This window comes from Lentzea sp. NPDC051838, assembly GCF_040681245.1.
Lineage (GTDB): Bacteria > Actinomycetota > Actinomycetes > Mycobacteriales > Pseudonocardiaceae > Lentzea.
In genome coordinates this window covers 290,327-315,609 of record NZ_JBFAYI010000005.1, presented here as the reverse complement: position 1 = coordinate 315,609, position 25,283 = coordinate 290,327, and the positions used below count along the sequence as shown (strand labels likewise).

Below are 25,283 nucleotides of genomic sequence, written 5' to 3'. Positions count from 1 at the left end.
TTCACCGGCTCGCGGGATGGTATTCGATGGCGTGGTCGGTGCTCTCCAGGAAAGCCTGCTCGAGCGAGGTCTCCCTGTCGGCCAGGCCGTACAAGGTGATGCCGTGCGCGGCGGCGAGCTCACCGATCTCGCGCCGTGGCAGCCCCTTGACGTCCAACGTCTCGGAGGCCCCGACCGCTTCGACAACACCCCCGGCGTCCCGCAGCACGCCGGCCAACTGCTCCGGCGAGGCGGTTTCCACGCGCACGTGGTGCCCGATCGTGTTCGCGATGAAGGTGGCCGTGTCGGTGTCCGCGATCAGGCTGCCCTTGCCGATGACGACGACCTTGTCCGCGGTGTGCTGCAGTTCGCCCATCATGTGCGACGACACGAGGATCGTCCGTCCTTCGTTCGCGAACCCGCGCAGCAGGTCACGCGTCCACCGGATGCCGGCCGTGTCGAGGCCGTTGAGAGGCTCGTCGAGAATCAGCACCGGCGGATCACCGAGCAACGCCGAGGCGAGGCCCAGTCTCTGCTTCATTCCGAGCGAGAACGTCCCGCACCGCTTTCGCGCCACCGACTCCAGTCCGGTCAACCCCAGGACCTCGTCCACGCGCCTCGCGGGGATTCCGTTCGTCGCCGCCAGCAACAGGAGATGGTCACGGGCCTTGCGCCCCGGATGCGCGGCGCCGAGATCCAGCAACGAACCGACTTCACGAAGTGGCTCAGCCAGTTCCTGGTAGCGCACGCCGTTGACGGTCGAGAAACCCGCGTCCGGCCGGATCAGCCCGGTGACCATCCGCAGCGTCGTCGACTTCCCCGCGCCGTTGGGCCCGAGGAATCCGGTCACCTGGCCGGGATCAGCACGGAAATGCAGGTCCTGCACCGCGACCCGCCTGCCGAACGACTTCGTCAAACCCGCAACTTCGATCACAACGTTCCGCTTCCTCTCACTCCCTCGTCGGCGGCAGCGACGACGACGCCACCCCATGGCACGGCACCAGAGGTCAACTCCGCAGGTTAAGGTGGACGCGGGAACCCGCCGAGGTCCAATCGGCGGGTTCCCCCGTTACCTCAGGTAACTGCTAGCAGGCCCAGCTCTGTCCCAGCACGTAGCACGCGATGGCCTTGTAGATCTCGTACGCGTCGTAGCCGTTGAGCAGCCACTTGATCCAACCCGGGACGGTGTTGGTCCAGAAGTTCAGGAACGCGGCCCATCCCTTCTTGGCCACGTTGACGAGGTCGTCGAACCACTTGCCGAGGGTCTTGAGGATCGCGATGATCGCCTGACCGATCCCCGCGGTCTCCACGTCGCCGGTGGCCGCCTGAGTCCCGGCAGCCGCCGCGAGCGGCGCCTGCTCGGTCTGCACGGCCAGCGGAGCCGCAGCCGGCGCCGACGTGACGTGCTCGATCGACTGGACCACGGCGGGTGCCGCGGACGCGACGCCGGCGCCGCCGGTCACCAGACCGACCACCACCGCCACTGAAATCAAGAACTTGCGCATTTACATCCTCCATGAATGGATTCATCGGATGGAGGGTCGCGAACACCGCGCGCCAGAAGTTCATTCACTGCCAATTCAGTCGCCGGCCATTCACCAAGCGACCCCCCGGCACAGACGTTACCGCAGAAACAAACATTGCGACAACCGAACCTGGCGACTCGCGCACATAATCTCGACCGTTAGCGCGCATCATTCAAGGCCAGACACCGCCGAAAGGGTGACCCGGTCAAGTGTGGACCCGGTTCCCCGCCTCGGCGCATTCCCGTCAAATACTAAACTGTCCGGAATTCGAATTGCATCGACCGCTGCTCGAACAGGCCGGAAAAAGCCTCGGCGCGCAGGGCTTGAACCACACCAAGCACCCTGCGCGCCGAGGACTACGCCTTCACCACCGCCAGAACTACGGCTTCACGATGACCTTCAGTGCGGTCCGCTCGTCCATCGCCTGGTAGCCCAGGGCGACATCGTCGAGCGAGACCGTCTTGTCGAACACGGGACCGGGGTCGATCCGCCCGGCGAGCACGTCGGCCAGCAGCTCCGGCAGGTACGCGCGCACCGGCGCGACCCCGCCACCGATGTTGATGTTGCGCCCGAACAGCTTGCCGAGCGGCAACCCCTTCATCTCGTGCGGCACGCCGACGTAGCCGATCTTGCCGCCGTCGCGCACGATGCCCATCGCGGTCTCCCACGACTGCTCGGTGCCGACGCACTCCAGCACGGCCGACGCACCGAGGCCGCCGGTCATCTCCTTGATGCGCTCGATCGCGGCCTCACCGCGTTCGGCGACCTGGTCCGTGGCGCCGAAGAGCTTCGCGATCTTCGCGCGGTCCTCGTGCCGGCCCATCGCGATGATCCGCTCGGCACCGAGGCGCTTGGCCGCGAGCACGCCGCACAGGCCGACCGCGCCGTCACCGACGACCGCGACCGTGCTGCCCGGCCCGACACCGGCGCCGATGGCCGCGTGGTGGCCGGTGCCCATGACGTCGCTCAGGCTCAGGAACGCGGGGAGCAGGTCGGGCGAGGCGTCGGCGGGGACGCGCACGAGGGTGCCGTCGGCCTGCGGCACGCGCACGGCCTGACCCTGGCCGCCGTCGCTGCCCTTGCTGCCCCAGAAACCGCCGGCGCGGCACGACGTCTGCAGGCCGGCCGCGCAGTACGCGCAGGTGCCGTCGCTCCACACGAACGGCGCGATGACGCGGTCGCCGACGTTGACGGTCTTCACCGCGCCGCCGACCTCCTCGACGATGCCGAGGAACTCGTGCCCGATGCGCTGCCCGCCCTCGCGCTTGGCGACACCCCGGTACGCCCACAGGTCGCTGCCGCAGATGCACGCCAGCTCGACCCGGACGACGACGTCGGTCGCGTCCACGATCGATGCGTCCGGCACCTCCTCGACGCGGATGTCACGGGTGCCGTAGATCGTCGTAGCCCGCACCGGGCGCCTCCTTGGTCTCGTTGCTCAACCGTTACATGGTCCTCCTGCACCGGCCTTCGCGCCGAATCGAGACACTGTGGAATTGCTTACTCATGCTTAGTATCGAGAACGTGCTGATCAACACGCGCGGTATCCGCTATGCGAAGGCGTCCCGGTTCGAAGCGCCCACACCGGTCGAATGGGACGGCGTGCGGGGCTCCTCGCAGCGCGGCCCCGCCTGCCCGCAGCCGCCGTCCGGCCTGCTCCCGGTGGTCGGCGACTCGACGGTGGGCCTGACGTTCGACGAGAACTGCCACGTTCTGAGCGTCACCGCCCCCGAGGACGCCGCCGGACTGCCCGTGATGGTCTGGTTCCACGGCGGTGCCTACGTGACCGGCAGCGGCGAGTCGGTGAAGTACGACGCGGACCTGCTGGCCGCGGAAGGCGTCGTGGTGGTCAGCGTCAGCTACCGCGTGGGCGTCTTCGGCTACCTGCGGGACAACCTGGGCCTGCAGGACCAGTTCGTCGCGCTGCGGTGGGTGCGCGACAACATCGCTTCCTTCGGCGGCGACCCGTCCAACGTGACCGCGTTCGGCCAGTCCGCGGGCGCCGACTCGGTCTACGCGCTGATGCTCGGCGACACCGAGAACCTCTTCCACCGCGCGATCCTGCAGAGCGCGCCTCTGGGTGCCCGCGGCGGCGATCGTGCGGAGATGACGGCGGCCCTGCGCGACTTCATCGACGTCGACACCTCGACCTCGGTGGACGAGGTGCTGGCCGTCCAGAAGGACGCCATGGCGATGGCCGCGGCGCGCTTCTCCCCCTCAGGTGGCATGCCGTTCGCGCCGGTGCTGGACTCCGTCGACCTCTCGGCCGCGGCGTCCCGCGTCGAGCTTCTGATCGGTCACACCGCGGACGACGGCAGCCCGTACGTGCCGAGCCGCGAGTACTGGGAGGCGGCGACCGAGCTCATCTTCGCGGGCCCTGCCCGTCAGCTGGCCGAGGACTGGACCGCGGCCGGAGGTCAGGTCGCGACCTACAACTTCAAGTGGAAGCCCTCCGACGCTCCCTGGGGCGCGTGCCACTGCATGGAGCTGCCGTTCCTGTTCGACGCTCCCGGCTGGGAGGGCGCGGGCATGCTGGCTGGCCAGGAACCGGACGCCGACCTCGCGAAGACCATGCGGAGCCTGTGGACGGGGTTCGCCCGAAACGGGTTGGACGCGCTGCCGTCGCGCTCGCTTGAATTCGGTGAATGACCGACCGCGAGCGTTTGCGCACCACGTTCGGCGAGGACGCGGCCCGCTACCACCGGGCCCGTCCCACCTATCCCGCCGAGCTGTTCGCGCGGCTCAGCGGCCCGCGCATCCTGGAGATCGGCCCAGGCACGGGCCAAGCCACCCTGCCGCTGACTCTTCTCGGCGAGGTGACGGCGGTCGAGCTGAGCCCGGAACTCGCCGCCGTCGCACGTCAGCACGCTCCCGCAGCTCACGTGGTGGTGGCGAACTTCGACGAGTGGCCACTTCCGGACCCGTTCGACCTGGTGGTGTCCGCAACGGCGTTCCACTGGCTCGACCCGGCCACCCGGATGACCCGCTGTGCCGAGGCACTGCGGCCGGGAGGGGCGCTGGCCGTGATCTCCACGCACCACGTCGCGGGCGGCACCGAACAGTTCTTCGTGGACGTCCAGGACTGCTACGAGCGCTGGGATCCATCCACTCCCCCGAATCTTCGGCTGTCCCGAGCCGACGACATCCCTCGGGAGCTCGACGAGTCGGCTGCGTTCGAGGCACCCGAGTTCTTCCGCTACGAGTGGGAGCAGGCCTACGACACCGAGGCGTACGTCGACCTGCTCCTCACGTACTCGAACCACATCGCGCTACCGAGCCAGAACGAGCTGATCGCGGACATCCGGCAGCTCATCGACACGCGCTACGGCGGCTGGGTCACCAAGCGGTACCTGACCCAGCTCGCCGTCGCTCGTGTCAGGGCCGCCGCGCCCGCCTCGTCATGACCACTCCGGCACCGACCAGCACGAGGCCGGCCAGACCGAACGGCACCACGTCGAAGCCGGTGAACGCCAGGTCGTCGACATCGGCCGACTGCGCGGCCGGGGTCTGGGGCGCACCTCCACCAGGCGGTGGCGGCGGCGTCTCGGTCTTCGTCGACGGAGGAGTCGTCGGCGGGGTCGTCGGTGGGGTCGAGGTCGGGGTCTCGCCCGGCTTGCAGCCCGTGTGCGCGGGGTTCGAGCGGCCGACGCCGTGGTTGGCGTCGCACTCGTAGCCCTTGTTCGCGTCCGAGCCGCCGGGCATCTGACCGTTCGGGTTCTTGTTGTCCGCCTTGCCGACACAGCCCGCGCAGGGCTTGCCGACCGCTTCGCCGTTGCCGTTGCCGTTCAACGACGGCGAGCCGTCCCGCGTCGAGTCGTACGGGCCGTGCACGTTCGCACCGTTGCCGCTGAAGTCCGCGTTCGACGGCGGCTGGGGCACCGAGGTGTCCTGAGGGGACGGTGTGGGTGAGACGTGCGGGTTGTTCGTGATCCCGTTCCCCTGGCCGTTGCCGGGGTCGGCGAGTGCCATGCCGAGACCGGGCGCCAGTGCCAGCGCGGCGGCGGCCGCGAGGGCAGGGAGGAGCCGAGTTGCTTTCATGCCCGAGATATAGGACGGCCCGTGACCCGCGTTACACCAGGTCACGGACCGTCCACAAGACACTACGAACAGGTGATGCGCGGGGTCGCCCAGTCACCGTGGTCGGAGTTGATGTTGTCTCCCGCGTCGGTCAGCACCAGGCGCAGGGTCTCCGCGTTGGTCAGCGACGCGGTGAGCTTCTTGGCCGCGTTGTCGGCGGTCAGCGTGCCCGAGTCGGCGACCTTGGTGTCGTCCGCGAAGACCTGGAAGATCACCGATCCCTTGCCCGCTCCCACCTCGTCGTCGATGCCGACGTCGACCGTCAGCGACGAGCACTTGCGGCCGAGGTAGAACTCGATCGTCGACGCGGCGTGCGCACCGAAGCCCTTGGGGTGCGTGACACCGTTGATCGTCAGCGTCTTGCCGTCACCGGCGGCCTGGTTGCCGACGGACCTGTCGATCTCGACCGGACCCCAGCCGTTCGTGGACGAGGAAGCCTCGAACGCGGACAGGTCCGAAGTACCCGCCGGCGGGGTCGGGCGTGGACCGGTGTCGCCCTTCGACACGCGGTAGATCACGGTGGCGAGTGACGGCACCGAAGCCGAGATCGCACCGGTCGTGGTGCGCGTCGACTTGGTCCACAGGTCCTTCAGCACGGCCGGCCCGGACATGCCGATCTCGGACAGGGAGGTCGAGATCGTCTGCGTCGAGCCGGACTTGTTGAACAGCGCCACGGCCTTGTCACCGTTGGCCAGCGGCTTCACGATCACGTCGACGCCGGTCTTGCCGGTGGTCTTGATGCGCTTGCCCTGCTTGCCGAGCTTGTCCTGGTCGACCGCGATGACGTCCTTGTTCTCCAGGATCGTGAACGTGTCCTGGTTGACCTTGCGCAGGTCCGAGCCGATCAGCAGCGGTGCGGCCATGATCGCCCAGAGCGAGAAGTGGCTGCGGTACTGGGTGGCGGACATCTTGCCGTTGCCGACCTCGAGCATGTCGGGGTCGTTCCAGTGCCCAGGCCCGGCATAGGAGTCCAGCACGACGTTCTTCTCGTAGATGTCCATCGTGCGCGGCCAGGTGTCGTTGATGTCCCCGGTCGTGCGCCACAGGTGGCCGGTGTCCGAAGCCCACTCCCACGGCTTGTTCTGGCCCCACTCGCACAGGCTGAACACGATCGGCCGGCCGGTCTTCTTCAGCGCGTCCCGCATCTTGCGGTAGCGCTGCTTGGCGTCCACGCCCTGGTTGTTGCAGTTGTCGTACTTGAGGTAGTCGACACCCCACGACGCGAACTGCTGCGCGTCGGACTCCTCGTGGTTCAGGCCGCCGGGAAATCCGTTGTCCTTGTTGCAGGTCTTGGTTCCGGCGCTCGTGTAGATGCCGAACTTCAGACCCTTCGAGTGCACGTAGTCCGCGACGGCCTTGATGCCGTTCGGGAACCGCGTCTTGTTCGGGACGAGCTTGCCGTTGGCGTCACGGGTCTTCTCGGCCCAGCAGTCGTCGATGTTGACGTACTCGTAGCCCGCGTCCTTCAGACCCTTGTTCACGAAGATGTCGGCGATGCCCTTGACCATCGCCTCGTTGAACTCACCGCGGCAGGCGGTGGTGTTCCAGTTGTTGAAGCCCATCGGCGGGGTCAACGCCAGACCGTCCGGCAGCGCCTGTGCGGCAGGCGCCACCAGCACCGCGCTGACCATTGTGGACAGCACGGCCAAGGCGAGAGTGCGCATGGAAATTCCTCTCGGAGTACAGCAGGGGGTCACGCTGGCAGACCCCAGGGCTTGCCCGGGGTCGTGATGCTGACCGGCTTGACAGCCAGGTCGGGGCGGCGGCCCCTGGGATGCACCAGGACTTCCTGACCGCGGCGCAACGGGATCTCGAACGTCCCGTCACCGCGGTCGTGGTACCGGACCGGCCGACCACCCGGCGTCACGACGGACACCGGGCCTTCGATTCCGTGCCTCAGCACCAACGGCTCACCCGCGCGGCTGCGGACGAGCACGAACTGCGTCTTGCCACCGGAACGCTTCGCGGTGACGGAGAAACCACCCTCTGCCGAGTGGTCGGCGATCACGACGTCCGGCCATGCGGACGGCACCGCCGGGAACACCCGGACCACGCCACCCCAGCTCTGGCACACGAAGTCGTGGATCGTCTGCGCACCGGACAACGGCGTCTCCACGACCGGCCCGGCCTCGGTGTACATGGTGTTCTCCAGCACCGGGTAGCGCTTCGTGGTGTCGAACATCTTCACGAAGTACCCGTAGGCCTCGTCGCCGCGGAACATGCGCGCGGCGATCGAGCCGGACCCGGAGTAGCTGTAGCCGCGGTGCGCGGGTTCCAGCGACATCCAGTGGTGCAACGACTTCTCGATCAGCTCTCGGTTCTCCGGCTGGTCCCAGTTCACCGTCATCAGCGGGAACGTGGCGAGCAGGTGCGAGAAGTGCCGGTGCGAGTTCACGAACGGCACACCGGCGCCGATCATGAACCCGTTGGCATCCACGGGGTACGGGGTGAGGTCGCGCAGGATCTCCTGCCACTTGGGCTCAAGCGGGTCGTTGATCTTGAGCAGCTTCGCCGAGTCGATCAGCGTCTGCGCACCCCACCGGATCAGCTGCAGGTCGTAGTTGCAGTCCGGCGCGTCGCCGTACTCGGGCGAGGTCGTGACGTCGAGGTGCAGCTTCCCGTCGTTGCCCTTCTTCAGGAAGTGCAGGTAGTAGTTGATCGACCGGCGCAGCAGCGGGAACACGACGTCGGCGAGGATCCGGCTGTCCATGCTGTGCCGGTACGACAGCCAGACGTTGTGCAGCCCCCACGTGAGGTTGCCGAGCTCCTTCACCCCGGTGCCGCCGCTGCCCGGCTCGTACAGCGTTCCGGCGTTCGACGTGGTGCGGTCGGTGCTGCGGCCGACACCCGCCGAGTCGTGCCGGTACTGCTCCTTGACGTTGAGCGCCAGCTGTTCCTGGTTGTTCTTGAGAGTGCTGGTGATCGAGTCCAGCTCCAGGTGGTTGGAGCCGTGGATGAGCCAGTACTCCAGCTGGACGTTGAGGTTCCACCACGCGGCGGCCCACGGCGTCTTCTCGAGCCACGGCCCGGTCGTCGCCATCACCGGGCTGCCGGCGCGCGAACCGGACGCGACCTTGTAGAGCTGGATCCAGTAGAACGACTGCAGCCGCTGCTCGCCGAACGACAGGAAGCTCTTCCGGTAGAAGGCGTTCCACCACTTGCGGTGCTCCCTGGTCAGCAGCCCGCCGAGCACCGCGGCTTCCCTCACCGCCTTCAGCACTCGCTGGTCGGCGTCGGCATCGGGATAGGTGTGCGCGACCGACAGGAGGATGCGCTGCGTGCGTCCGGTCGTGATGATCCGGAAAGCGGTTGCCGTCTGCCCGCCCGCGTTCAGGGCCTGCGTCACCAGCGTCTCGCGGCCGTCGGCTTTCGTCACGGGGTCGGGGTTGAGCACGTACCCGTCCGGCAGCGGGTTGAAGTCCGCGCGCGGCGGGATCGCCTTGGACGGCACGAACTCCAGCACCGGCTTCTCGTCTTTCGACGCCGTCACCTGCAACGACAGCACGGACCGGGTGGAGTGGACGTAGGCGACGAACGAGATCACGCCCAGCGAGGTGGTCACGGTTCCACGCAGCTCGGCGTTCCACAGGTCGAGCCGCCAGTCGACGGCCGTGACGGTGCCCGCCGCGGTCAGCTTCAGGTTGCCGACCGGCAGTCTGCACACGCCGAACTGGCTGCCGCCGGTCGTCCGATGGTCCTGCACATCCGCGTGCTGCACGGTGAAGCGGACGGTGTTGCCCTCCGCGTACACGACGCTGCCGAGCCGGCCGTCACCGAGGAACGGCGCCTGCCCGTACTGGGTCGGCGGCCGCTGCCAAACGAGATCCTGCGCCCCGATGAACTTTTCCCAGTCCCGCTCCGACATGCCGTCGCAGTCGAAGACATCCGAGGACACGGCCTCTTTCCCGGTCGCTACCCCCGTGTGGGTGAGCAGCACCGCCGCTGTCGTTCCACCGAGAAACCCCCGCCTGTCAACGACCATTGCCCACTCCTCGCCCGCGCATGACGAACCCTCACGTCTTGCTGCGCGGCGGTGCAGCCTGGTCCAGACAACGGGAAAGGTAGGAGTTCTGGGTCATATCGCGCAAGACCCCACTACACGCAACACGAAGCAACAACCGGGTGCTGTTGCTCCTGCCCGATGGGCAAAACGCCTAGGATGTCCCGCCAAAGGGGCGGGGAGAAGTCGCACGAGCCGTGCCCTTGCTATTGGGAGGTGGCATGGCCGTGTCGACAACGGCGTTCAACGAGGGCAGGGTCCCCCAGCGGGGCCGTCCTCGCGACGCCAGCAGGGACGACGCATTACGTCAGGCAGCACTCGAGGTGATGGCGGAGGTCGGGTACCGAGCCCTCACCATGGACGCCGTGGCAGCACGCGCCCGCGCGGGCAAAGCCACGATCTACCGGCGCTGGGAGTCGAAGCTCGATCTCGTGATCGACACGTGCACCCAGCTCGCCACGCAGAACCTCGCGGCACCGGACACCGGCTCACTGGCCGGCGACCTGCGCGAGTTCCTCTCGTCGTTCGCCGCGTTCCTCTCCGGACCGATCGGCAAGGCAGCCCAGGCACTCGTCGGCGAACTGCCGCACGAGCCGGAGCTGGCCTCGGCGTTCCGGGAGACGTTCCTGATCTCGCAGCGCGACGTCCTGCGCGGAATCCTCGACCGCGCGGCCGAACGGGGCGAGCTGAAGGCCGACGCCCCGCGCGGCATGGCCGTGGAGATCGCGGGCGCGGCGTTGATCTACCGGCTGATGCTCACCGGCGACCCGCTCGACGAGCCGTTCGTGGAGAAGGTCGTCGAGCAGGTCCTCTTACCGTTGGTGCACGTGTAGTGCCATGACCGCCAACCTTCACCGCGTCTTTCACCACTCAGCAGGGCACCTCGCGGCGCCGGCCCCGCGCCCCCATATGCCCGATATGAAGGCGCGGGGCCAGCGCCGCGATGCACCCGTCTGACCGGCGAAATACGGGGCAAAGGCTGACGGTCATGGCACTAACGGAACAGCTTGCGCACGAGCGCGAAGCCGACCACCGCACCCACTGCGATCAGCGTGTACTTGACCTTGGGCTGGCTCAGCACGTCGAGCACGGACGACTTGCCCTGCTCGACGAGCTTCTGCGGGTTCGCCCGCTCGCTGAGCTCGTCCAGGGTGGCGGCCAGCGCGGTGCGAGCCTGCTCGATCTCGCGCTGGATGGTGTCGGGATCGCGGGCCACATGTCCTCCTAGCAGCGGTTCTGCCAGCAACCGTAGTGGACGGCCGGGTGTGCGGCTTCGAGCGACCCGGGAGAGCGAGTACATGGCGGGCCTATAGGCTTCCACGTGAGGGGTCGTAGCCCAATTGGCAGAGGCACTGGGTTTAGGTCCCAGCCAGTGGGGGTTCGAGTCCCCCCGACCTCACTCGCAACTGGGTGAGCTGTGCTCATGGGGAGCATTCGCCCAGGTCGCTCGTCGTGTTTTCTGGGGGCGAAGCCCCCAGACCCCACCCGGCGGGCTGCGCCCCCGGACCCCTGCGGTCGGTCCGCCCGTTCAGCGATCGCCCACCCCGCGAAGCTCATCGCGTCGACTGGCTCGCCGCCCACCGAGCCACCTCGGACCGCGTCGTCAGGTCGAGCTTCCGCCGCACCCGTTGCAGGTGCGTCTCGACCATCCGCTGCGAGATCCGCAGCTCCTCCCCGATCCCCACGTTGGTCCGCCCGGCCCCGACCAGCGCCGCGACCTGCCGCTCACGATCACTGAGCTCCGGCGGCTCGTCCGCCAGCGCGTAGGCCACGGCCTGTTCGCGCGTCATCTCCCGCCCCTCAGCGAGGCACGTGTCCGCACCGCGCAACGCCGCCCGTGACGCGCGCACGACCTCGATGACGTCCGCGTGCCACACCAGATCGACCGCGAACGCACCCTCTCTGAGGCACGACGCGGCGCCCACGAGCCTCAGTGCCCGGCGCGGGTCGCCACGCCGGTACGCGATCAACGCGAGGCCTTCCAGCACGTCCGCCACCCAGAACCCCGTGTGCCACGACCGCAGCGACTCCAGGAACAACTCGGCGGCGACCGCGAGCTCGTCACGTTGCAACGCGCGCACACCGACCGTGTGCAGGAAGACCGACAACCTGCGCGGTGACGCCAGACGCCGGTGCACGGGCAGTACGTCGGCGATCAGTCCGTCCGCGAACTCCACATCGCCCGCGCGCAGTGCCGCCCACGCGAGGTTGTGTTCGATGATCGCGAGGTCCAGCGGGTCCGCCGTCGGGGCAAGCAGCGCGATGGCTTCCTCGTAGTACTTGCGGGCCTCGCCGTTGCGGTCCGCCCGGACATGCTCGCCGGCCAGCGCGTTGAGGGCCTGGGCGAGCAGCACCGGCTCGCCCAGCTCACGGCCTAGCGCCACGGCCTGCTCGGCCCAGCTCATGCCCTCGTTCGACTCGGTGCCCGCGAGATAAGCCAGGTGGCACAAGGCGAGGCAACGCACGGCAGGTTCATCGACCGCCGACCTCACGGCGGCTTCCAGCAGCGCCCTCCCCTGCGACACCTGTCCCTGGTCCCTCCACGCCGCGGACAACATCGTCGCGAGCTTCAGATAGCTCGGATCCGAAACCCGAGCAGCCCAGTCGACCGCACACCGCAGGTTGCCGCACTCAGTGATCAACGGGTCGACGACCTCGGGCGTCGTGAAGACGGTCGCGGTGAACCGGGTCCACTCCTCAGCGAACCTGCGCGCCACCGCCCCCAGCACCACCTCCGACTGTTCAGCGAGTTTTTCCCTGCCGTACAACCGAACCGACTCCAGCTGCTCGAACCGGCCTGCCCCGCCGGACGTCAGCAGCGACTTGGCCACGAGCGACGACAGCAGCGCCAGCACTCGGTCCGCGGGCAGGTCGCACGCCGCCACCGCCACGTCGAGACCGAAGCCGCCGGGGAACAGCGAGAGGCACCGGAACGCGTGCTGCTCGTCCAAGCTGAGGTGGTCGTAGCTCCACTCGATCGCGGCACGCAGGCTCTGGTGGCGTTCGGCCGCGGTGCGGTTGCCGCGGTTGAGCAGCTCGAGCCGGTCGGGAAGGCGCGCCAGGAGCTCCGGCACCGGCAGGACGGTCACGAGCCGGGCCGCGAGCTCTATCGCCAGGGGAAGCCGATCCAGCCGGGCGCACAACGCGTGCAGTGCCTCGAGATCGTCGAACCTCAGGTCCAGCTGGTTGGCCTGCGCGCGGTCGGTGAACAGCTCCACCGCGCACGCCAGAGGCAACGGCTGCACCGGGAACAGCACCTCGCCCGGCACCCTCAGCGGTTCGCGGCTCGTCGCGATCACCCGGATTCCCGGGCAGCCGAGCAGCAACGGCTCCAGCAGCGCCGCGCACTCCGCGGCGACGTGTTCGCAGTTGTCCAGCACCAGCACCATCGTCCGGCTCGCCAGCGCGTGCACGAGCGTGCTCAGCACGGGTTCGCGGGTGACCTCGCCGATGCCCAGCGCCGTCGCGCACGCTCGCGCCACCTGGCCGGAAACCGAGGAGAGCTCGACCCGTTCCGCGAGACCCCGCGTGAACTCCTTGGCCAGCCTGGTCTTTCCGACACCGGCCGGTCCGACGAGAGTCAGAACACGAGCGTCGGAAAAACCCTCGAGACGATCGAGTTCCGCGGCACGGCCGATGAAGCTGTCCAACTCCGTCACGGGTTCGTTGACGCGCTGCCGGTAAGCCCGCTGACGGCAGGCGTTCGAGCAGTACCGCGCGTGTCTGCGCCGGGAGGTGGCGGTCGCGGCGCCGCAGGTCGCACACGTTCCCACCTGTTCGGCCATCGAACTCATCGTAGTCACACGATTACTGGGCGGAAAGGCCTTTCCCGGCACGTTGTGGACCAATGGCCCGTCAACGCGTATACATCGGATCTGTCGCCGCCGCGACCGAGGTTCTGGGAGGACTGGACATGCGGTTGATCCCCGTGCGATGGCGCGCGGCAGGAGCACTGACCGTCGTATTGGCAGCGAGTGTCGCAACCCCTGTGACAGCAGCAGAACCAGCGGCAACCGGCGTCTGGCCGAAGGCTGTCGTGGAGCTGTCGAACGGTGTGCCGACGCTCTCGGTGACCCGTGGCGGCACGACTGTGCTGGAGCCGAGCCCGCTGGGCGTGGTGACGGAAAGAGCGGATCTTTCAGGTGGACTGAAGTTGATCGGCCGGTCCGAGCGACGCGTCTTCGAGCACTACACGGCGTCGTCGGGCAAGCAGAAGCAGCGCTCGGTCCAGCACAAGGAGGAGCGCTACACGTTCGCTGGAGCCGCGAACCTCGACGTCGTCGTGCGGACAGCGGCGGACGGGGTCGCGTACCGGTACGAGCTGCCGGCCGGACTGGGCAACGTGCTGCGCGAGACGTCGGCGTTCACCGTTCCCGCGGCCTCGACCGCGTGGATCGCGAAGTACCGGCGCGACTACGAGAACCCGTTCGTGCAGACCAACGCGGCGACCGCGGAGTCCGCCGAGTACCTGCACCCGGCGTTGTTCGAGAACCAGGGCGTCTACTCGTTGCTGACCGAGTCCTCTGTGGACGGTCGGCACTCGGGCAGCCATCTCGTGCACACCGCCGGTTCCGGCGTCTACTCGATCAAGTACTGGGACGAGAAGGTGCTCGTCGACGGGCCGTGGCAGTCGCAGTGGCGCACGGCGATCATCGGCACCCTCGCGGACGTCTCGACGTCGACGCTCGTGGACGACCTCGCACCGGCTTCGAAGGTCCGCGACACGTCGTGGATCGAGCCGGGCAAGGTGTTCTGGAGCTGGCTCGCCGGTGGCCGGGAAGCCGGTCAGAGCCTCGCGATGCAGAAGCAGTACGTGGACTACGCGGCGCAGCACGGCTGGCCGTACGCGCTGGTCGACGCGGGCTGGTACTTCGACCCGAACTGGGACTACGACCCGTCGTGGGAGCAGACATCGTGGATTCCACAGCTCGTCTCGTACGCGCGCGCTCGTGGCGTGAAGATCCACCTGTGGATCCACTACGACGAGCTCGACACTCCCGCTGAAAGCGCTGCCCGCCTGGCGTTGTTCGAGAAGTGGGGCATCGCGGGCGTGAAGATCGACTTCATGGACTCCGACGGGCAGGACCGCAACCGCTGGTACGACCGGATTCTCTCGGAGACCGCGCAGCACCATCTGCTCGTGAACTTCCACGGCTCGACGATCCCGCACGGTCTTCACCGCACGTGGCCGCACGTCATGACGATGGAAGCCGTGCACGGTGGTGAGAAGTCCTCGGGTCTCACCGGGACACACCTGACGTCGCTGCCGTTCACGCGCGGTGTCGTCGGTGGCATGGACTACACGCCATTGGCTTGGCACCGTCCGTCGCGCACCACGTCCGACGCGCACGAACTGGCGTTGACCGTGATCTACGAGTCGGGTCTCGCGAACCTGGCGGGCAAGCCGGAGGACTACGCGGCGCGGCCCGTCGCGGAACGGTTCATCGACCAGGTGCCGACCGCGTGGGACGAGACGCGACTGCTGTCCGGACGTCCCGCCGACCACTCGGTGTTCGCACGGCGGTCGGGTGACCGGTGGTTCATCGGCGGCGGCTACTCCGGTGCCGCCAGGACGGTCCAGGTGCCGTTCTCGCTGCCTTCCGGACGGTGGCGGGTGGAGATCACCCGGGACGGTCCCGCAGGGCTCGTGCGCGAAGTTCGGTCCGTGCGCGCCGGCGACGTGGTGACGCTGGACGTGGCGGCCAACGGTGGCTTCGCGGCCATCGCGTGCCGCGGGAACTCCTGTGAGCGGCCGGTGTCGGCGGTGCCGTCGACTTCGGTGTCCACGGCCTCGAAGGGCTTCACGGTGACGGGTCTCTTCACCACGAAGCAGGACGTGCGTGGCGTGACGCTGGCACCGCGCGTGCCCGCCGGTTGGTCCGTGCAGGGCGCGCCGGTGAAGGCTCGCAACGTCCGCCAGGGACAGGCGTTGTCGGGCTCGTGGACGGTCGTGCCGCCCGCGCAGCCTTCGTCCTACGGCTACTTCGACATCCCGGTCGTGGCTTCGTTCAACGGTGGCGTGGAGTCCGAGAAGACCGCGCGCGTACACCTGGTGAAGCCGTTGCCCGACGGCTGGTCGTACCTGTCGGATCGGTCGTGGGTGTCCGCGGTGGGTGGTGACGGTCCGGTCGAGAAGGACCTCACCAACGGCAACGCGGCCGCGGGTGACGGTCGTGGCATCGCGATCCGCCGCACGACGTTCGGCAAGGGACTCGGCACGCACGCGTCGTCCGAGATCACCTACCAGCTCGCGGGCTGCAGTGGTTTCGCGGCTTCGGTCGGCGTCGACGACGAAGCCGGCCTGGACGTGGCCCGGCAACGCGTGGGCGGCACGGTGGCGTTCCAGGTGATCGGTGACGGCAAGGTCCTGGCCGACACCGGTGTGCTCGGCGTGCGCACGCCTGCCCGCGACCTGGCGGTGGACGTGACCGGCGTGAGCACGCTCACCCTGCGCGTTCTCGACGGCGGCGACGGCACCCAGAACGACCACGCTTCTTGGGGCGACGCAAGGATTCGCTGCACCTAGCCCGGTGGTTGCGCGGAGGCCGGGGTGGGCTTGCTCACCCCGGCCTCCACGTAGCTTGGATCGCATGAACCTCGTCGACTGGGTCACCGACCTGATGAACACGGCCGGCGCACCCGGAGCGGCGTTGGCGATCGCGCTGGAGAACCTGTTCCCGCCGCTGCCGAGCGAGGTTTTCCTGCCACTGGCCGGTTTCACGGCGGGCCAGGGAAAGATGTCGCTGTTCGACGCCGTCCTGTGGACCACGTTCGGCTCGGTAGCCGGCGCCTTGATCCTCTACTGGGTCGGCGCGCTGCTCGGCCGCGACCGCGTGCGCCGGATCGCCGCGCGGATGCCGTTGGTGCGAGTGTCCGATGTGGACAAGACCGAGGCGTGGTTCCTGCGCAACGGCTACCGGGCGGTGTTCTTCGGCCGGATGATCCCGGTGTTCCGCAGCCTGATCTCGATTCCGGCGGGCGTCGAGCGGATGAAGCTGGTGCCGTTCCTCGCCTACACCGCCGCCGGCAGCCTGGTGTGGAACACGGCGTTGATCTTCGCGGGCTACCTGCTCGGCGACAACTGGCACCTGGTCGAGCAGTACGTGGGCATCGCGTCGAAGGTCGTGCTGGGCCTGGCGGTCGTGGCCGGAGTGATCTTCGTGATCACCCGGCTGGCACGCCGTCGAGGTGCCTCATCAGCTCGCGGACGGCGCTCCGACCGGCTCGGTTCGCGCCGATAGTGCTCGCCGACGGCCCGTAGCCGACGAGGTGGATGCGCGGGTCCGAGACCACTCGGGTGCCGTCGACCTTGATCCCGCCGCCGGCCGCCCGCAGGTGCAACGGCGCGAGGTGGTCGAGATCGTGCCGGAACCCTGTTGCCCACAGGATGACGTCGGCGTCGAAGTGCTCGCCCGAAGCCCATTCGACGCCATCGGGCGTGATTCGTTCGAACATCGGCTTGCGGTCCAGCACTCCTGATGCGATCGCGGCTCGCGTCTGATCGGTGAGCGCCAGCCCGGTCACGCTGACGACGCTGCGCGGGATCAGTCCCTTGCGGACGCGTTCGTCGACCATCCCGACGACCCAGCGGCCGTAGTCCTCGGTGAACGGACCTTCGCGCCACACCGGTTCGTGCCGCGTGACCCACCGGGTCTCCGACGCGAACGGCGCGAGCTCCATGAGCAGCTGCGTCGCGGAAGCACCGCCGCCCACGACCACGACCCGCTTGCCCGCGAACTCCTCCGGGCCCTGGTAGTCCGCGGTGTGCAGCTGGCGTCCCCGGAACGTCTCTTGACCGGGGTAGTACGGCCAGAACGGGCGGCGCCACGTGCCGGTCGCGTTGATCAGTCCACGCGTGGTCCAGACGCCGTTGTCGGTCTCGATCTTGAGCAGCTCGCCGTCGTCGTGCACCTGCGTGACGTTGACCGGGCGGACCACCGGCAGGTCGAAGAGCTGTTCGTAGCGGGCGAAGTAGTCCGGGATGGCCTCGTTGGCGCGCTCGTCCGGCGAGGGCTGCTCGAACGGCATGCCGGGCAGCTCGTGGATGCCGTGCACGGTCCTCATCCGCAGCGACGGCCAGCGGTGCAGCCACGCGCCGCCGGGAGCGTCGTTCGCGTCCAGCACGACGTGATCGACCTCCCGCCGCCGCAGGAAGTAGGAGGCGGACAGGCCCGCCTGTCCCGCGCCGATCACCACCACGTCCGTCACACCACGGTCAACCGAATCCGTGCCGGGAATCGTCCTCGCTCAGACAGTTACCCGCGTCACGGAAGAAGTCGGCAAGCATCGGTGTTGATCGATGCATGAGCCGTCTCAGTGAGATCCCGCTGTCCGTTCTCGACCTCGCCCCGATCACGTCGGGCTCGGACGCGACGACCGCGCTGCGAAACTCTCGCGAACTCGCTCAGCAGGCCGAACGCCTCGGTTACCACCGCTACTGGTTCGCCGAGCACCACAACATGCCGGGCATCGCGTCGTCCGCGCCCGCCGTGCTCATCGGGCACATCGCGGACGCGACGTCGACGCTCCGGGTCGGTTCCGGCGGCGTGATGCTGCCCAACCACGCGCCGCTCGTCGTCGCGGAGCAGTTCGGCATGCTCGAAGCCCTGCACCCCGGCCGCATCGACCTGGGCATCGGCCGCGCGCCTGGGACGGACCAGAAGACGGCACGGGCGCTGCGCCGCACCGAGGCGGGACTCTCCGCCGAGAACTTCCCGCAGGAGCTCACCGAGCTCATCAAGTACTTCGAGAGCACCAACGAGCTGAACGCCGTGCCCGCCGCGGGCAACAAGCCGCCGATCTGGCTGCTCGGCTCGTCCGGCTACAGCGCGCAGGCCGCCGGTCCGCTGGGACTGCCGTTCGCGTTCGCCCACCACTTCAGCGCGCAGAACACGCTGCCCGCTCTGGAGCTGTACCGGAAGCACTTCCGTCCGTCGGAGGTGCTGTCCGAGCCGTACGCGATGGTCTGCGCGTCGGTGATCGTCGCCGACACCGACGAGCACGCTCGGTGGATCGCCGGTCCGGGCGCGCTGTCGTTCGTGCGTCTGCGCCAGGGACGTCCCGCGCCGCTGTCCACGCCGGAGGAGGCCGCGGACTACCCGTACACCGAGATCGACGAGCTCGTGATCGAGGACCGCATGTCCACCCAGATCATCGGATCCCCCTCAACGGTCCGCGCGGGGCTCGACGAGTTGATGGAGTCGACGGCCGCCGACGAGCTGATGGTGACGACCATCGTGCACGGGCACTCGGACCGTCTCCGTTCCTTCGAACTGCTCAGCGAAGTGGCCGAACGGACGCCGTCGCTGGGCCGTTCAGCCGCACATACGTGAGTCGGTCACGCCTGACCTTCACGTTTCGTACGACTGACACTGCTCTGAACGGGTGATAAACGGCTCCGCTTGTAGCGCCAGACACACTGTGGGCGATGATCGGTGTGAGCGCGCACGCCCCCCGACGCGCTCCCTAGCTACACCAAGCGGCCGCCGCCGCTAGGACGACGTGGGGCCGGCGCACTGTGTGGCGCCGCCCACGTCGCCCATCACGAGACGGCCACGGCCCGGCACCAGGTGCGCTTCAAGGCCCCTTTTCGGTCCCCACCACCCCTTGGACACCGTCACAGTTGACGGGAGTCGTCCACACCCACCGCCGGGGTGGGAAAGGGGAGTTCGTGAAGTTCGCCAAATCGGCCGCGGGCATCTGCCTGCTGCTGGCCGTGGCGGGATGTGCGGGCCCCGGTGTCGCCGTCACCCCGAACGAGAACCTGACAGTCGAACAGCGAGCCGAGACGCCCAGCGCGTCGGGCGCCGCCGCGTTCGGCACCCAGCGCGTGTGGGCCTCGGGCCTCTCCGTCGTCGTCTCCGCCCCGCGCTCGCTCGTGCCTTCTCAGACCGCGATCCCGGCGGCGAAGCGCACCGCGGTCTTCACGATCACCGTCTACAACGGCTCCAAGACCTCGTACCACCCGTCCCAGCTCTCCGTGCGCGCCACCGCAGGCGACACCGCGGCCGCCGAACTGGTCGACTCGGTCCAGGGCCTCAACGGCCTCGCCGGCGCCGTGGCGGAGCTTCCGCCGGGCCGCGACACCCAGATCCAGGTCGCGTTCGCCGTGTCCGAGATGCCGGTGCAGCTGCGGCTGACCGTCCAGCCGGGTGGACAGGGCCAGGACGTCGCCACCGTTTTCGAGGGCCAGGCCTAGGCGCTGTCCTGCGCGTTCGTTCGGTGAGAGGCGCGGGCGAGAGACCCGGAGGCGGTGCCGCCGGGACGCCCTCATACCGGGCGTATTCGGGCGTTCCGGCGGTGCCGCCTCCGGGTCCCTCGGCTGCCACTGTCGCCGGACGAGACTCGCAGGACAGCGCCTAGTCTGCTGGCATGACTCGTCTCGAACCCGGAGACACCGCGCCCGCCTTCACGCTGCCCGACAGCGAGGGCAAGCCGGTGTCCCTGTCCGACTACCTCGGCAAGTCCGTGGTCGTGTACTTCTACCCGGCCGCCAGCACGCCGGGCTGCACCAAGCAGGCGTGCGACTTCCGCGACAACCTGGGCGTCCTCGCTTCGTCGGGCTACGAGGTCGTCGGCATCTCGCCCGACAAGCAGGACAAGCTCGCCAAGTTCCGCGATGCCGAGGGACTGACGTTCCCGTTGCTCGGCGACCCGGACAAGGGCGTTTTGGTGGCGTGGGGCGCTTACGGCGAGAAGCAGAACTACGGCCGCACCGTCCAGGGCGTCATCCGCTCGACGTTCCTCGTCGGCCCCGACGGCAAGATCGTCAAGGCCATGTACAACGTCCGCGCCACCGGCCACGTCGCCAAGCTGCTGCGCGAACTCCCGGCTTGATTTTGTGAGGTCGCCGTCGCCTTGGTTGCGACGGCGACCCCTTCTTCGGGTATGGTCGAGGTGAGGGCGTGCAACAAATGCCGCCCCTTGTTCCGGTGAGGGTGATACACCGTGTGCCGCTTGACGGCTCCTCGCGGTCCCGACATCCCGTCTGATTTCGTCTTGCGCGTCCACTTTCCCACGCGAGGCGGTTGACCTGGCCTTCTAGGCCCCGTCGTCCGTTCGTCATCAAACACGTGCGCTTTGCGTACGTGCATTTCGTGCTGGGAAAATTCAATGCTCAAGTGGATATTGCTCGCCGTCGCCGTGGGCGCGGAGGTTTTCGCGACCCTTTGTCTCAAATACTCGGACGGCTTCACAAAACCGTGGCCCGTCGCAGGGCTCGGTTTTGGCTTTCTCACCGCCCTCTACCTGGAGTCGCAGGTGATCCGGATGGGCGTGCCCGTCGCCATCACCTACGCGATCTGGGCAGGCGCGGGCATCGCGCTGGTCGCGCTGACGAGCCGCGTGCTGTTCGCCGACCCTCTCAACCTGGCCATGCTGACCGGCATGGCGTTGATCGCGGCCGGCGTCTGCGTCGTGTCCGTGGCCTCGCACGCCCACGCCACCGTTTAACCTCGTTTGGGTGGGCTTAGAAATCGTCGCAGTCTCCAAGCTCGGCCAGTCGGTAGCTGTTCGCGCCGCCACCGCCTGGCTCGCCGGCCGTGCGAACGAGAGGGCCAGAACCCTCTCGCTGGCCGACCTAGCCGCGGCGGAACTCTCCAAGCCCACCCAACGAGCCAAGCTGGACACCCTGGTCCAGCACATCGGCCACCAGGTCACCGAGCAGCTGGAACCCGTCCTCGAACGCTTCGCCGCCGATGAGGTCGACGCCTCCCTGGCCGCCGTCGAGGTGGCCCTGGAGTCCGTCGACCTGTCCGACGAGGCCCTGCTCGCCGACGACGCCGACCCCGAGGTCCTGGCCCAGCGCATCCGCCGCTCACTGCCGCGCACGGACCTGGGCCGCTGCTACGACATCGCGCTCGACCAGTCGTGCCGCTACCTCGTGCAGATCATCCGCCACCTGCCCTCTTTCCAGCCGCGTGCTTTGGCCGAGGTCCTCTCTCGCGCCACCGCCCAGACCGCGCTGCTCGAAGACGTCCTGGCCCGCCTCCCCCGGACGTCTTTGTACGCGCCGCAAGGCACCGACAACGACGACGAGTTCCGCGCCGAGTACCTCCGCTACATAGCCGCGAACCTGGACCGCCTGGAACTCCTCGGTCTGTCCATGGAGAACCGCCCCCGGCTCGCCTTGAGCGTCGCCTACCTGAGCCTCACGGTGTCCGGCCAGGACCAGGTCCGGCACGGGTGGTTCGGAGAGGCCGACAATCAGCAGCACTCGGGCGTGCGCGTGGAGTCGGCACTGTGCAATCGCACCTTCGTCCGCGGGGACGCCGGTTCGGGCAAGACCACGTTGCTTGACTGGCTCGCGGTCACCGCCGCCCGAGGACGTTTCGCCGGCACGCTTCAGGAGTGGAACGGACTGGTCCCATTTCCGATCCGGCTCCGAGCCCACGCCGACTCTCCGCTGCCCGCGAAGCCCGAGGAGTTCGTCAGCGGGCTGCTGAGCGGAGTCATGCCTGCGGGGTGGGTGCATCGCGTGCTACGAGCGGGCAATGGCCTGTTGCTGGTGGACGGCGTTGACGAGGTACCACCGCCCAAACGGCACAGCGTTCGCGAGTGGCTTCGCAACCTGATGAGTGCCTTCCCCGAAGCAAAGGTCGTAGTAACCGCCCGTCCAGCAGCGACTGACGAGAAGTGGTTGGCAGAGCTGGACTTCTCCTCAGTCGTACTGGAGTCCATGAGCCCAACCGATGTGAGGGTGTTCCTCAAGCGCTGGCACGAAGCCGCAGAAGCGCCGGAAGAAGCGCAACGCCGGCTGCTCAGACAGTTCGAAAGTCGGGAACACCTGCGAGCCTTGGCTTCCTCGCCACTGTTGTGCGCGATGTTGTGCGCGCTCAACCTCGGACGCTCCTCCGAACTGCCACAAAACCGCATGGAGTTGTACGCGGCTGCCCTCACCATGCTCCTGGACTTCCGCGACGCCGAACGCGGTATCTCCCGCATGCTCACTACGTCTGACAAAACAGTGCTGCTGCGCGATCTCGCCTGGCGGCTGACGTTGGGCGGGCTCAGTCAGCTGCCGACCATCAAGGTGCGCGAGCAGGTCGCTCGCAAGATCCGCTCAATGCCCAATGTCGACGAGGATGCGGATGCTGTGGTTACTCACCTGTTGGAACGCAGTGGCGTCGTCCGCGAACCAGCTCCGGGCCAGGTCGACTTTGTGCACAGGACGTTCCAGGAGTATCTGGCCGGTGAGGAGGCCATGGAGGACAACCAGGTGAACACGCTGGTCGCCCATGCTCACCTCGACTCCTGGTCGCAGACGATCGTGCTCGCCTGCGGTCATGGCCGCAGGGCCGACGTAAGCGAACTGCTGGCGAATGTTCTCGACCGCTCCGATCGGGAGCCAAGACACGCCCGCAGGTTGCGCTTGCTCACTGCGGCTTGCCTCGAGACTGTCAGGGACATCGATGCGACCGTGCACGACCGCATCGACGCAGTGATCAAGAACAGGCTGGTGCCGCCTCGTAGCACCAGGGAGACGGTGTCACTGGCATCGATCGGCCACAGGCTCCTCCGATACCTGCCGACCACGCTTGACGAACTGTCAGATGCAGCCGCAGGCGCAACGGTCCGCAGCACGGCCTTGGTGGGGTCGCCTGAGGCGATAGCCCGGTTGGCGGGCTACGCACATGACCCTCGGGACAACGTCCAAGAGGAACTGGTGAAGGCGTGGCTCCACTTCGACCCGGAACGCTATGCCGAGGAGGTGCTGGCAGATGCCCCCCTGCAGAACGGGCACGCCCGGATCACCTCGATCCGGCTGATTCCTTACCTTTCGCGGCTACATCGGCTCGCAGGGACGACCGTTCGACTGCCAGTGCACGAAGTGCAGTCCAATCTGCGCTTCGTCGAGCACACACCAAAGATTCGCCTGTTGAGCGCACTGGTGTCAGGTGACGTGGACTTGGCGCCGCTCGAACCGATGAGTCCACAGACCGTCTCCTTGGTCGGCGCTCGAAAGTTCACCAACACCGATCAATTGCCCCATGTCACGAACCGGCTCGCTCTCATCCAACAGGAGCCTTGGCGCGAGCTTGGGTTCGCTCGCGGGCGACACCTCAACTCGCTCGGCCTGAGCAAGATCGATAAGAACTGCGATCTGAACCCGATCGCCGGTATGACGCACCTGGTGAAGCTGGAGTGTTACGGCTGGACCAACCTGAGCGTCCTACCGTCGCCACCAGGTCTGCGGTACCTCGACATCCTTGGCTGGCGCTCACGTCCGACCAGTCTGAGGCCATTGCGAGGCACGTCATTGCATCTGCGCCTCCGCAGACGCTACCTATACGTCGGGGTCGACGAACTCGGCCCCGACGTACGGATCACCTGGGTGGACTAACCGAGTTTGCGGAGGTACGGGACCAGGAGCTTGAGGGCGCGGCCGCGGTGCGACTCCGCGTCCTTCTGCTCCGCCGTCATCTCGGCCGACGTGATCTCGTAGCCCTCGGGCACGAAGATCGGGTCGTAGCCGAAGCCGTTGATGCCGCGCCGAGCCCGCAGCAACGTGCCGCGCCACTCGCCGCGCACGACGACCTCTTCGCCGCCGGGCACGACGAGAGCGACCACCGACACGAATGCCGCGCCACGGCGTTCGTCAGGTACGTCGCCGAGCTGCCCCAAGAGCAGATCCAGGTTGGCGTCGTCGTCGCCGTGCTTCCCAGACCACCGAGCCGACAACACGCCCGGCATGCCGTTGAGCTCGTCAACGGCCAAGCCCGAGTCGTCTGCCACGGACACGAGGCCCGTGGCAGCGGCGGCGTCACGGGCCTTGGCCAGCGCGTTGCCCTCGAAGTCGGGCGCGGTCTCGGGTGCCTCGGGGAACTCAGGCACGTCCGACAAAGACAGCACCTCGATGCCGTCGAGGCCCTCCGCGACGACGATGCGCTGAAGTTCCTTCAGCTTCTTCGCGTTGCGCGAGGCGAGAAGCAGCTTCATCGCCGGCTCGCCTTGGGCTCCGGCAGCACACCGGGGTAGGGCTCGGAAAGCGCCGCCGCCTGGATGCGGTTCAGCTCGGCGCAACCCAAAAGCGCCACGTCCAGCATCCGGTCCAAAGTGGACCGAGCGAATGTCGCTCCCTCGCCGGTGCCCTGGACCTCGATCAGCGTGCCGGCGTCGGTGGCGACGACGTTCATGTCGACCTCCGCGCGCGAGTCCTCCTCGTACGGCAGGTCCAGGCGCACGCGGCCGTCGACCACGCCGACCGACACGGCGGACACCGCGCAGGACAGCGGCGACGGATCAGCGAGACGGCCGGCCGCACCCAACCAAGTGACCGCGTCGGCCAGGGCGACGTACGCGCCGGTGATCGCCGCGGTGCGGGTGCCGCCGTCGGCCTGGATCACGTCGCAGTCGATGACGATCGTGTTCTCGCCGAGAGCCGCGAGATCGATGCACGCGCGAAGAGAGCGCCCGATCAGGCGCGAGATCTCGTGCGTCCTGCCGCCGATGCGGCCCTTCACCGACTCGCGGTCGCTGCGCGTGTGCGTCGCGGACGGCAGCATCGCGTACTCAGAGGTCACCCAGCCGAGGCCGGAGCCCTGCCGCCAGCGGGGGACACCTTCGGTGACACTCGCGGCGCACAGCACGCGGGTGTTCCCGAACTCGATCAGGACCGAGCCCGCGGGCCAGGTCTGATATCCACGCGTGATCCGGATGTCACGCAACACGTCATCGTTTCGGCCGTCGCTTCGCACCACGCG

General features: G+C 68.0%; 21 protein-coding genes and 1 tRNA gene. 11 read left to right on the top strand and 11 right to left on the bottom strand.

The window, feature by feature from the left end:
• Nucleotide 1: 1 nt before the first annotated feature.
• The 3 genes from AB0M24_RS15180 to AB0M24_RS15170 form a co-directional block, all read right to left on the bottom strand.
• On the bottom strand, nt 2-913 hold the full coding sequence (locus tag AB0M24_RS15180) for an ATP-binding cassette domain-containing protein (RefSeq protein WP_363766584.1): 912 nt from the start codon (nt 911-913) through the stop codon (nt 2-4).
• 151 nt (nt 914-1,064) lie between these two features.
• A complete protein-coding gene (locus tag AB0M24_RS15175) occupies nt 1,065-1,484 on the bottom strand; it encodes a hypothetical protein (RefSeq protein WP_363766581.1) in 420 nt (139 codons plus the stop codon).
• A gap of 400 nt (nt 1,485-1,884) precedes the next feature.
• Nucleotides 1,885-2,919, bottom strand: coding sequence for a zinc-dependent alcohol dehydrogenase family protein (locus AB0M24_RS15170; RefSeq protein WP_363766578.1), 1,035 nt, complete (start codon nt 2,917-2,919; stop codon nt 1,885-1,887).
• 110 nt (nt 2,920-3,029) lie between these two features.
• Here AB0M24_RS15170 and AB0M24_RS15165 point away from each other — a divergent pair, with 110 nt between their 5' ends.
• Both AB0M24_RS15165 and AB0M24_RS15160 read left to right on the top strand, forming a co-directional pair.
• Nucleotides 3,030-4,154 carry a carboxylesterase family protein gene (locus tag AB0M24_RS15165; protein ID WP_363766575.1) on the top strand — a complete coding sequence of 375 codons (1,125 nt, stop codon included), beginning with the start codon at nt 3,030-3,032 and terminating at the stop codon, nt 4,152-4,154.
• Nucleotides 4,151-4,909 (top strand): class I SAM-dependent methyltransferase, encoded by a 759-nt coding sequence (locus AB0M24_RS15160; protein WP_363766572.1) that lies wholly within the window; start codon nt 4,151-4,153, stop codon nt 4,907-4,909. The genes AB0M24_RS15165 and AB0M24_RS15160 overlap by 4 nt, the downstream gene beginning before the upstream one ends.
• Here the strand turns inward: AB0M24_RS15160 and AB0M24_RS15155 are convergent.
• The 3 genes from AB0M24_RS15155 to AB0M24_RS15145 all read right to left on the bottom strand — a co-directional run bounded on the left by AB0M24_RS15155 (nt 4,881) and on the right by AB0M24_RS15145 (nt 9,564).
• Nucleotides 4,881-5,543, bottom strand: coding sequence for a hypothetical protein (locus AB0M24_RS15155; protein WP_363766569.1), 663 nt, complete (start codon nt 5,541-5,543; stop codon nt 4,881-4,883). The two genes, AB0M24_RS15160 and AB0M24_RS15155, sit on opposite strands and share 29 nt — an antisense overlap.
• Before the next feature lie 62 nt (nt 5,544-5,605).
• A complete protein-coding gene (locus tag AB0M24_RS15150) occupies nt 5,606-7,246 on the bottom strand; it encodes an NPCBM/NEW2 domain-containing protein (RefSeq protein WP_363766566.1) in 1,641 nt (546 codons plus the stop codon).
• Between the two features lie 29 nt (nt 7,247-7,275).
• A complete protein-coding gene (locus AB0M24_RS15145) occupies nt 7,276-9,564 on the bottom strand; it encodes a glycoside hydrolase family 95-like protein (protein WP_363766563.1) in 2,289 nt (762 codons plus the stop codon).
• A gap of 239 nt (nt 9,565-9,803) precedes the next feature.
• Here AB0M24_RS15145 and AB0M24_RS15140 point away from each other — a divergent pair, with 239 nt between their 5' ends.
• Complete coding sequence (locus tag AB0M24_RS15140) at nt 9,804-10,415, top strand: TetR/AcrR family transcriptional regulator (protein WP_363766560.1); 612 nt, start codon at nt 9,804-9,806, stop codon at nt 10,413-10,415.
• Between the two features lie 161 nt (nt 10,416-10,576).
• On the opposite strand, the gene AB0M24_RS15135 is transcribed toward AB0M24_RS15140, so the two are convergent.
• Entirely contained in the window at nt 10,577-10,798 is a 222-nt protein-coding gene (locus tag AB0M24_RS15135; RefSeq protein ID WP_030469566.1) for a DUF3618 domain-containing protein, read from the bottom strand.
• A 109-nt stretch (nt 10,799-10,907) separates the two neighbouring features.
• Between AB0M24_RS15135 and AB0M24_RS15130 the strand changes: the two genes are divergently transcribed.
• A tRNA-Leu gene (locus AB0M24_RS15130) sits at nt 10,908-10,981 on the top strand.
• A gap of 154 nt (nt 10,982-11,135) precedes the next feature.
• Here the strand turns inward: AB0M24_RS15130 and AB0M24_RS15125 are convergent.
• Complete coding sequence (locus AB0M24_RS15125; RefSeq protein WP_363766557.1) at nt 11,136-13,367, bottom strand: LuxR C-terminal-related transcriptional regulator; 2,232 nt, start codon at nt 13,365-13,367, stop codon at nt 11,136-11,138.
• Between the two features lie 251 nt (nt 13,368-13,618).
• Here AB0M24_RS15125 and AB0M24_RS15120 point away from each other — a divergent pair, with 251 nt between their 5' ends.
• Nucleotides 13,619-16,108, top strand: a complete 2,490-nt coding sequence (locus tag AB0M24_RS15120; RefSeq protein ID WP_363766554.1) for a glycoside hydrolase family 97 catalytic domain-containing protein — start codon at nt 13,619-13,621, stop codon at nt 16,106-16,108.
• A 64-nt stretch (nt 16,109-16,172) separates the two neighbouring features.
• Complete coding sequence (locus tag AB0M24_RS15115) at nt 16,173-16,823, top strand: DedA family protein (protein WP_363766551.1); 651 nt, start codon at nt 16,173-16,175, stop codon at nt 16,821-16,823.
• Here the strand turns inward: AB0M24_RS15115 and AB0M24_RS15110 are convergent.
• Complete coding sequence (locus AB0M24_RS15110; RefSeq protein WP_363766548.1) at nt 16,747-17,790, bottom strand: NAD(P)-binding domain-containing protein; 1,044 nt, start codon at nt 17,788-17,790, stop codon at nt 16,747-16,749. The genes AB0M24_RS15115 and AB0M24_RS15110 overlap by 77 nt on opposite strands.
• Nucleotides 17,791-17,885: 95 nt before the next feature.
• Here AB0M24_RS15110 and AB0M24_RS15105 point away from each other — a divergent pair, with 95 nt between their 5' ends.
• The 5 genes from AB0M24_RS15105 (at nt 17,886) to AB0M24_RS15085 (ending at nt 23,923) form a co-directional block, all read left to right on the top strand.
• The gene (locus tag AB0M24_RS15105) at nt 17,886-18,914 is read left to right on the top strand and encodes an LLM class flavin-dependent oxidoreductase (protein ID WP_363766545.1); all 1,029 of its coding nucleotides are present in this window, start codon (nt 17,886-17,888) and stop codon (nt 18,912-18,914) included.
• A gap of 338 nt (nt 18,915-19,252) precedes the next feature.
• On the top strand, nt 19,253-19,780 hold the full coding sequence (locus AB0M24_RS15100) for a hypothetical protein (protein ID WP_363766542.1): 528 nt from the start codon (nt 19,253-19,255) through the stop codon (nt 19,778-19,780).
• Nucleotides 19,781-19,953: 173 nt separating this feature from the next.
• A complete protein-coding gene (bcp, locus tag AB0M24_RS15095) occupies nt 19,954-20,418 on the top strand; it encodes a thioredoxin-dependent thiol peroxidase (RefSeq protein ID WP_363766539.1) in 465 nt (154 codons plus the stop codon).
• 276 nt (nt 20,419-20,694) lie between these two features.
• On the top strand, nt 20,695-21,033 hold the full coding sequence (locus tag AB0M24_RS15090) for a multidrug efflux SMR transporter (RefSeq protein WP_363766537.1): 339 nt from the start codon (nt 20,695-20,697) through the stop codon (nt 21,031-21,033).
• 10 nt (nt 21,034-21,043) lie between these two features.
• Entirely contained in the window at nt 21,044-23,923 is a 2,880-nt protein-coding gene (locus AB0M24_RS15085; RefSeq protein ID WP_363766534.1) for an NACHT domain-containing protein, read from the top strand.
• Here AB0M24_RS15085 and rdgB read toward each other — a convergent pair.
• Nucleotides 23,920-24,519, bottom strand: coding sequence for an RdgB/HAM1 family non-canonical purine NTP pyrophosphatase (rdgB, locus tag AB0M24_RS15080; RefSeq protein WP_363766531.1), 600 nt, complete (start codon nt 24,517-24,519; stop codon nt 23,920-23,922). The two genes, AB0M24_RS15085 and rdgB, sit on opposite strands and share 4 nt — an antisense overlap.
• A complete protein-coding gene (rph, locus tag AB0M24_RS15075) occupies nt 24,516-25,280 on the bottom strand; it encodes a ribonuclease PH (RefSeq protein WP_363766528.1) in 765 nt (254 codons plus the stop codon). The genes rdgB and rph overlap by 4 nt, the downstream gene beginning before the upstream one ends.
• Nucleotides 25,281-25,283: the final 3 nt, after the last annotated feature.

What these genes read in the sequence shown, in the direction of transcription:
- AB0M24_RS15155 (WP_363766569.1), bottom strand. Translation starts at nt 5,543, where the DNA reads ATGAAAGCAACTCGGCTCCTCCCTGCCCTCGCGGCCGCCGCCGCGCTG.
- bcp (WP_363766539.1), top strand. Translation starts at nt 19,954, where the DNA reads ATGACTCGTCTCGAACCCGGAGACACCGCGCCCGCCTTCACGCTGCCC.
- AB0M24_RS15115 (WP_363766551.1), top strand. Translation starts at nt 16,173, where the DNA reads ATGAACCTCGTCGACTGGGTCACCGACCTGATGAACACGGCCGGCGCA.
- AB0M24_RS15160 (WP_363766572.1), top strand. Translation starts at nt 4,151, where the DNA reads ATGACCGACCGCGAGCGTTTGCGCACCACGTTCGGCGAGGACGCGGCC.
- AB0M24_RS15175 (WP_363766581.1), bottom strand. Translation starts at nt 1,484, where the DNA reads ATGCGCAAGTTCTTGATTTCAGTGGCGGTGGTGGTCGGTCTGGTGACC.
- AB0M24_RS15125 (WP_363766557.1), bottom strand. Translation starts at nt 13,367, where the DNA reads ATGGCCGAACAGGTGGGAACGTGTGCGACCTGCGGCGCCGCGACCGCC.
- AB0M24_RS15150 (WP_363766566.1), bottom strand. Translation starts at nt 7,246, where the DNA reads ATGCGCACTCTCGCCTTGGCCGTGCTGTCCACAATGGTCAGCGCGGTG.
- AB0M24_RS15090 (WP_363766537.1), top strand. Translation starts at nt 20,695, where the DNA reads ATGCTCAAGTGGATATTGCTCGCCGTCGCCGTGGGCGCGGAGGTTTTC.
- rdgB (WP_363766531.1), bottom strand. Translation starts at nt 24,519, where the DNA reads ATGAAGCTGCTTCTCGCCTCGCGCAACGCGAAGAAGCTGAAGGAACTT.
- AB0M24_RS15145 (WP_363766563.1), bottom strand. Translation starts at nt 9,564, where the DNA reads ATGGTCGTTGACAGGCGGGGGTTTCTCGGTGGAACGACAGCGGCGGTG.
- AB0M24_RS15105 (WP_363766545.1), top strand. Translation starts at nt 17,886, where the DNA reads ATGAGCCGTCTCAGTGAGATCCCGCTGTCCGTTCTCGACCTCGCCCCG.
- AB0M24_RS15140 (WP_363766560.1), top strand. Translation starts at nt 9,804, where the DNA reads ATGGCCGTGTCGACAACGGCGTTCAACGAGGGCAGGGTCCCCCAGCGG.